This is a genomic window from Sphingomonas sp. 66-10 (genome assembly GCF_001897045.1).
GTDB lineage: Bacteria > Pseudomonadota > Alphaproteobacteria > Sphingomonadales > Sphingomonadaceae > Sphingomonas > Sphingomonas lycopersici.
In genome coordinates, this window is sequence record NZ_MKRR01000158.1 from 14,932 (window position 1) to 21,601 (window position 6,670).

Genomic DNA, 6,670 nt, shown 5'->3' on the forward strand with positions numbered 1-6,670 from the left:
TGTTGGGATACATCACCTCGGGGAAGATCCACAGCACCGTGCTCGCGGCGAGGCTGAGGATGCCGCCGAGGACGAGCGCGTCCCATACGACATGGACATGCGGGCGATCGGTGGTGGCGAGCGCCTGCGCCAGCCCGCGTTTCAGCCCGAGCGTCGAGACCAGCGCCGCCAGCTCGACCACCACCACGGCGATCGCGAACCGCCCGACGAGATCGGGGCCGTAGAGCCGTCCGGCGATGAACAGGAACGGGATGCGCGCCGCCAGCCGCAGGATGAACCCTGCGACATTGGTGCGGCCGCCCTTGGCGAGCGTGGCAATATCCTCCGCGGTTTCGCTCATCGCTGGCGCTCCCGACGCCTGAGGTATTTTCGCGGGCCGGCGCCGCACGAAATGCCCCGCTGGGGCATTTCCGAACGATCCGTCAATGCGCCGCCCCCCAGCTTTCGCCCACGCCGATCTCCACCGCCAGCGGCACGTCGAGCTTCACCGCCGGCTCGGCGGCAGTGGCCATCACGCGCTCGATCACGACGCGCGCGGCATCGACCTCGGCTTGCGGCACCTCGAACACCAGTTCGTCATGCACCTGGAGCAGCATCCGTGTGCCGGCAAGACCCGCTTCGGCCAGCGCGGGTTCCATCCGCGCCATCGCGCGCTTGATGATATCGGCCGAGGTGCCTTGGATCGGCGCGTTGATCGCGGCGCGCTCGGCGCCCTGCCGCTCGTGCTGGATCTTCGATTTGAGCCGCGGGAAATGCGTCTTGCGGCCGAACAAGGTCTCGGTGAAGCCATTGTCGCGCGCATGGGTCAGCGTGTCGGCGATATAGCGGCTGATCCCGGGGAAACGCTCGAAATAGCGGTCGATCATCGCCTGCGCCTCGTCGGGGGTCACCGCCAGCCGGCCGGCGAGCCCCCAGCGGCTGATCCCGTAGAGGATCGCGAAGTTGATCGTCTTGGCGCGCGCGCGAGTGTCGCGGTTCAATTCGCCGAACAATTCCTGCGCGGTGAGCGAGTGGATGTCGTCGCCGCGCGCGAACGCCTCCTTCAACGCGGGAACGTCGGCCATATGCGCGGCGAGGCGCAATTCGATCTGCGAATAATCCGCCGCGAGGATGACATTGCCCGGCTCGGCGACGAAGGCGTCGCGGATCTGCCGCCCGGTCTCGGTGCGGATCGGGATGTTCTGGAGGTTGGGATCGGTCGAGGAGAGCCGCCCGGTCTGCGCGCCGGTGAGGCTGTAGCTGGTGTGGACGCGCCCGGTGGCGGGGTTGATCTGTTCCTGCAGCGTATCGGTATAGGTGTTCTTGAGCTTGGTCAGCTGGCGCCAGTCGAGCACGCGCATCGCGATCTCGGCGCCGGGGGATTCGTGCGACGCGGCGATCCGCTCGAGCTCGTTGACGTCGGTCGAATAGACCCCCGACTTGCCCTTGCGCCCGCCCTTGATCCCCATCCGCTCGAACAAGACGTCGCCCAGTTGCTTGGGGCTGCCGATCGTGAACGGGCCGCCGGCGAGGCCGTGGATCACGGTTTCGAGCGCGGCGATCTCGGTATCGAAGCCGCGGCTCAATTGCGCGAGCCGCTCGCGATCGACCTTGATCCCGTGGCGCTCCATCCGCGCGATCACCGCGACGAGCGGGCGATCGACCATCTCGTAGATACGCGTCGATCCCTCGACCGGGAGCCGCGCGCGGAAGCGCCGCCACAGCCGCAGCGTCACATCGGCATCCTCGGCGGCGTAGCGGGTCGCGGTCCTGAGATCGACCTCGTGGAAGCCGAGCTGCTTCTTCCCGGTCCCGACGACATCCTTATACGCGATGCACGAATGCGACAGGTGGGTCGCGGCGAGCTCGTCCATCCCGTGGCCGTGGAGCCCGGCATCGAGATCGAAGCTCATCACGATCGAATCGTCATAAGGCGCGACATCGACCCCGACGCGGGCGAGGATGATCAGGTCGTATTTGAGATTGTGCCCGATCTTGAGCACCCCGGGGTCTTCGAGCAGCGGGCGCAGCTTGGCGAGCGCGGCGTCGCGGTTGAGCTGCACCGGCTTTTCGGCGAACATGTCGGTCCCGCCGTGCGCGAGCGGGATATAGCAGGCGCGGTTGGGCGCGAGCGCGAGGCTGACCCCGACCAGCTCGGCGAGCATCGGGTCCTTGCCGGTCGTCTCGGTGTCGATCGCGACATAACCCTGGTGCCGCGCCTCGGCGATCCAGCGATCGAGCGCGGCCTCGTCGGTGACGGTGGCGTAGCTGTCGTGGTCGCACGGCGGCTCTTCCGCCTGCGGCAGCGCGGTCGGCGAAACGGGGGTCGGTGCCGGGGCATCGGCCACCTGCCCCAATTTGGCGAGCAGCGACTTGAAGCCGTGATGCTCCAGGAATGCGCGCAGCGGCGCCTCGGGGATGCCGTCGAGCGCCATTTCCTCGAGCGGCTGGGGCAAGGGCACGTCGCTCGCCAGCTCGACCAGCTTGCGGCTCAGCCGTGCCATCTCGGCATTGGCGATCAGATTTTCGCGCAACTTGCCCGGTTTCATCCCGGGCGCGGCGGCGAGCACGGCCTCGACGTCGCCATATTCGTTGATGAGCTTGGCCGCGGTCTTGGGGCCGACCCCGGGGACGCCGGGGACATTGTCGACCGCATCGCCCATCAGCGCGAGCACCTCGCCCAATTTCTCGGGGCCGACGCCGAATTTCTCGACCACCGCCTCCGGCCCCATCCGCCGGTCGCGCATCGTATCGAGCATGTCGATGCCGGGCTCGGTCAAAAGCTGCATCAGATCCTTGTCGGAACTGATCACCGTCACCTGCCAGCCCTGCGCCAGCGCCGCCTTGGCATAAGACGCGATCAGATCGTCCGCCTCCCACCCGGCTTCCTCGATGCACGGCAGCGAGAAGGCGCGGGTCGCGTCGCGGATCATCGGGAATTGCGGGACGAGATCCTCGGGCGCGGGCGGGCGGTGCGCCTTATACTGATCGTACATCTCGTTGCGGAAGGTATGCTCGGCCGCGTCGAGGATCACCGCGAGATGCGTCGGCCCGTCGGCCTCGTGGAGTTCCTTGGCGAGTTTCCACAGCATCGTGGTGTAGCCATAGACCGCCCCGGCCGGTTCGCCGTGCTGGTTGGTGAGCTTGGGCAGGACGTGATAGGCGCGGAAGATATAGCCCGAGCCATCGACGAGGTAGAGATGCGGCATGGTCGGGGGATAGCTCGGATCGCGCGCGGGACCAATCCCGCTTGTGGGGTGATTTGGCGGGTTTGTGGCGTGTTGTGGCCTTGGCGCCCCTTCCACATCTACCCGTCATTCCCGCGCAGGCGGGAATGACGAAGGGAAGGATGCGAGCGCTCAGCTCCCCGGCGCGTCGTCGTCGGCCGCGGCGATCGAGCGCGTGTCGAGCCGGTGGCCGGTCAGCGCGCTGGCGGCGGCCTGGATCAGCAACTGCCGGTCGCGCATCGGGCGCGTCGTATCGCCGATCATCGCCGCGATCGCATAGCGCCGCCCGTCGGGGGCGGTGAGCAGCCCGACATCGTTGAACCCGGCGTTGCGGCGGCCGAGCTCCTGCCCGGTGCCGGTCTTGTGCTGGAGCGTCCAGCCGGGCGGGAGTGCCGCCTTGAGCCGTGCGCGCCCGGTGACGGTCGACCCCATCGTGGTGAGCATGAAGCGGGTCGAGGTTTCGGACAGCAATTCGCCGCGCGCCAGCCGCGCCAGCGCGTCGGCGATCGCGAGCGGCGCGGCGCCGTCGGGCGGATCGGCGATATAGGCTTCGAGCGCGGCCTCGCGCACCGCCGGCGAAAGCCGCGAGCGCGCGATATTGAAGCCGTTGCCGAGCGAATAGCTCTGCTGCCAGGTCAGCCCCGCGGTCTTGGCCTGGAGCAGCCGCTCGCCGGGGCCGAAGCGGATGTCGCCCAATTGCTTGCGCTCGATGAACGCGCGCACCGCGGCGGGGCCGCCGACCAGTTTGAGCAGGCGATCGTTGGCGGTATTGTCGCTTTGCGTCAGCGCGCGGACGAGCAGGCTGCTGACGGTGGTCTGATAGCCGCTCGGCTTGACCAGCGCGGCGATCGGCTGGTGGAACAAGGTGAGATCTGCGGGGTAGAGCGTCACCGGATCGTCGAGGCGGAGCCGGCCGGAATCGCGCTGGTCGAGCACGGTCATCGCGACCCACAATTTGCTCACGCTCTGCTGCGGCATCAGGCGCCGCGCGCCATATTCGACCGTCCAGCCTTCATCGACCGCGCGGATCGCGATCCCCGCGACCCCGGGGAAACCGCGGACCAGTGTCTCGATCCGCTCGGCCAGCGCGGCGGGTGCGTCGTTGCGCGGCCGCGGGCGGACCTTCGGCACGGGGAGCGACACGACATAAGCGGGGGCGGATGCGTAGGACGAACTGGGTGCGCGCGCGGTGGTCGTGCCCGGCCGCGTACCGGGGCCGCAGGCGATCAACGCCAGTGCGCCCGAAGCGGCTATCGCCCACCGAATTCGCGACCCTAACATCTTCTTCATTGCCCACCCGACCCGATGTCGAGTTAAAACCGATCTCGGCATTGAAAGAAAACATCAGTTTGCGCGGTTCGCGATGAACCGCGCCTGAGCCGCGACGGATTCACGGAACGAGAATCGTATCGACCGCCTTGGGCGAGGTCTCGGGCCAGTCGAGCGTATAATGCAGCCCGCGGCTTTCGTGGCGCAGCAGCGCCGAGCGCACGATCAGATCGGCGGTCTGGAGCAGATTGCGCAATTCGATCAGGTCCGGGGTGACGCGGAAATGGCCGTAATAATCGCCGACTTCTTCGGTCAGCAGCTTGATGCGGTGCGCGGCGCGTTCCAGCCTCTTGGTGGTGCGCACGATCCCGACGTAATTCCACATGAAGCGGCGGATCTCGGTCCAGTTCTGCTTGATGACGACTTCCTCGTCGGAATCGGTGACGCGGCTTTCGTCCCAGGCGCGGATCGCGGGGACAGGGGCGAAGCCGTCCCAATTGGCCGCGATATGCTTCGCCGCCGCCTCGCCATAGACGAAACATTCGAGCAGCGAGTTCGACGCGAGGCGGTTGGCGCCGTGCAGCCCCGATTGGGTGCATTCGCCCGCGGCATAGAGCCCGGGAAGGTCGGTGCGCCCGTCGCGATCGATCAGGATCCCGCCGCAGGTATAATGCTGCGCCGGAACGACCGGGATCGGTTCGCGCGTCATGTCGATGCCGAGACCGATCAGTTTCTCGTAGATGTTGGGGAAATGCGCGCGGACGAAATCGGCGGGCATATGGCTGATATCGAGGTGGACGTAATCGAGCCCGAGCCGCTTGATCTCGTGGTCGATCGCGCGCGCGACGACATCGCGCGGCGCCAGTTCGGCGCGCGGATCGAAATCGGGCATGAAGCGGTGGCCGTTGGTCGGCAGCTTGAGCTGGCCGCCCTCGCCGCGCACCGCCTCGGTGATCAGGAAATTCTTGACGTCGAGATTGTAGAGGCAGGTCGGGTGGAATTGCATGAATTCCATGTTCGAGATGCGGCAGCCGGCGCGCCACGCCATCGCGATCCCGTCCCCCGTCGCGCCGCGCGGCGCGGTGGAGAAGAGATAGGTGCGCCCCGCCCCGCCGGTGGCGAGGATCGTCGCGCGCGCGGTGTAGAGATTGACCCGCCCGGTGCGGCGATCGACCGCATAGACCCCCCACACGTTGCCCGCGCCCGAATAGCGCTCCTCATGCCGGCTGGTGGCGAGGTCGATCGCGACCTGATCGGGGACGAGGGTGATATTGGGGTGTTTCTCGGCGGCGCGCTGGAGCGCCTCCTGCACCGCCCAGCCGGTCGCGTCGGCGACATGGACGATGCGGCGGTGCGAATGCCCGCCCTCGCGCGTCAGGTGGAGCGCGTCGCCCTCGGTGGCGAAAGGCACGCCCAATGCCTGCAGCCGCTGGATCGCGGCGGGGGCGTTCTCGACGACGAATTCGACGGTGGCGCGGTCGTTGAGCCCCGCGCCGGCGATCATCGTATCCTCGATATGGCTGTCGAACGTGTCGCCCGGTTCGAGCACCGCGGCGATCCCGCCCTGCGCATGCGCGGTCGAGCCCTCGTTGAGCGCGCCCTTGGCGAGCACGGTGACCTTGAAACGGTCGGCGAGGTTGAGCGCGGCGGTCAGCCCGGCCGCGCCGGAACCGACGATGAGGACGTCGCTGGTGCTGATCATGTGCGCTTGTTGCCCGAAAGTTGCGCCGCGCGACAAGGACATTCGCCGTCATTCCCGCAGGTCGGGGAAAGAGTCGTGAGGCCAGCCAGAATCGATTCCCGCCTTCGCGGGAATGACGAAAGGGGGCGACGAGGTGCCGCAAAGCCGATACCCCGGCGCGATGATCGAAGCCGAGTTCATCGCCGCATTGCGCCGCCTGCCGCTCCACCCCGGCGCGCTCGGGCTGGCCGATGACGTCGCGCGGCTCGGCGAGCATATCCTCACCACCGACACCCTGGTCGAAGGGGTGCATTTCCTTGCCGGAGACCCGCCCGACGACGTGGCGTGGAAGCTGGTGGCGACCAACCTTTCCGATCTTGCGGCGAAGGGCGCGCGGCCCGAGGGTGTGCTGCTCAATTATCCGCTCGGCGCGGACGAATGGGATCGGGCGTTCCTCGCCGGGCTGGCGGCGGCGCTGGCGGCGTTCGATTGCGCATTGCTCGGCGGGGATACG

The 6,670-nt window shown here is 67.6% G+C and carries 4 protein-coding genes and 1 pseudogene; 1 reads left to right on the forward strand and 4 read right to left on the reverse strand.

The features are described from left to right. The 4 genes and pseudogenes from BGN95_RS24270 to nadB all read right to left on the reverse strand — a co-directional run. Positions 1 to 340, reverse strand: a pseudogene (locus BGN95_RS24270) (lipopolysaccharide biosynthesis protein); the annotation flags it as partial. A gap of 82 nt (positions 341 to 422) precedes the next feature. Beyond that, positions 423 to 3,188, reverse strand: coding sequence for a DNA polymerase I (gene polA, locus BGN95_RS24275; RefSeq protein WP_286774302.1), 2,766 nt, complete (start codon positions 3,186 to 3,188; stop codon positions 423 to 425). A gap of 150 nt (positions 3,189 to 3,338) precedes the next feature. After that, a complete protein-coding gene (locus BGN95_RS24280) occupies positions 3,339 to 4,496 on the reverse strand; it encodes a serine hydrolase (RefSeq protein ID WP_265271658.1) in 1,158 nt (385 codons plus the stop codon). A gap of 100 nt (positions 4,497 to 4,596) precedes the next feature. After that, positions 4,597 to 6,177, reverse strand: a complete 1,581-nt coding sequence (nadB, locus tag BGN95_RS24285) for an L-aspartate oxidase (protein WP_286774303.1) — start codon at positions 6,175 to 6,177, stop codon at positions 4,597 to 4,599. Positions 6,178 to 6,337: 160 nt separating this feature from the next. Between nadB and BGN95_RS24290 the strand changes: the two genes are divergently transcribed. Next, positions 6,338 to 6,670, forward strand: a 333-nt coding sequence (locus BGN95_RS24290; protein ID WP_286774321.1) for an AIR synthase related protein, incomplete at its 3' end; no start/stop codon positions are given.

Bases quoted from the DNA above. Each gene is read 5' to 3' on its own strand.
- polA (WP_286774302.1), bottom strand. From the start codon at position 3,188: ATGCCGCATCTCTACCTCGTCGATGGCTCGGGCTATATCTTCCGCGCC.
- BGN95_RS24280 (WP_265271658.1), bottom strand. From the start codon at position 4,496: ATGAAGAAGATGTTAGGGTCGCGAATTCGGTGGGCGATAGCCGCTTCG.
- nadB (WP_286774303.1), bottom strand. From the start codon at position 6,177: ATGATCAGCACCAGCGACGTCCTCATCGTCGGTTCCGGCGCGGCCGGG.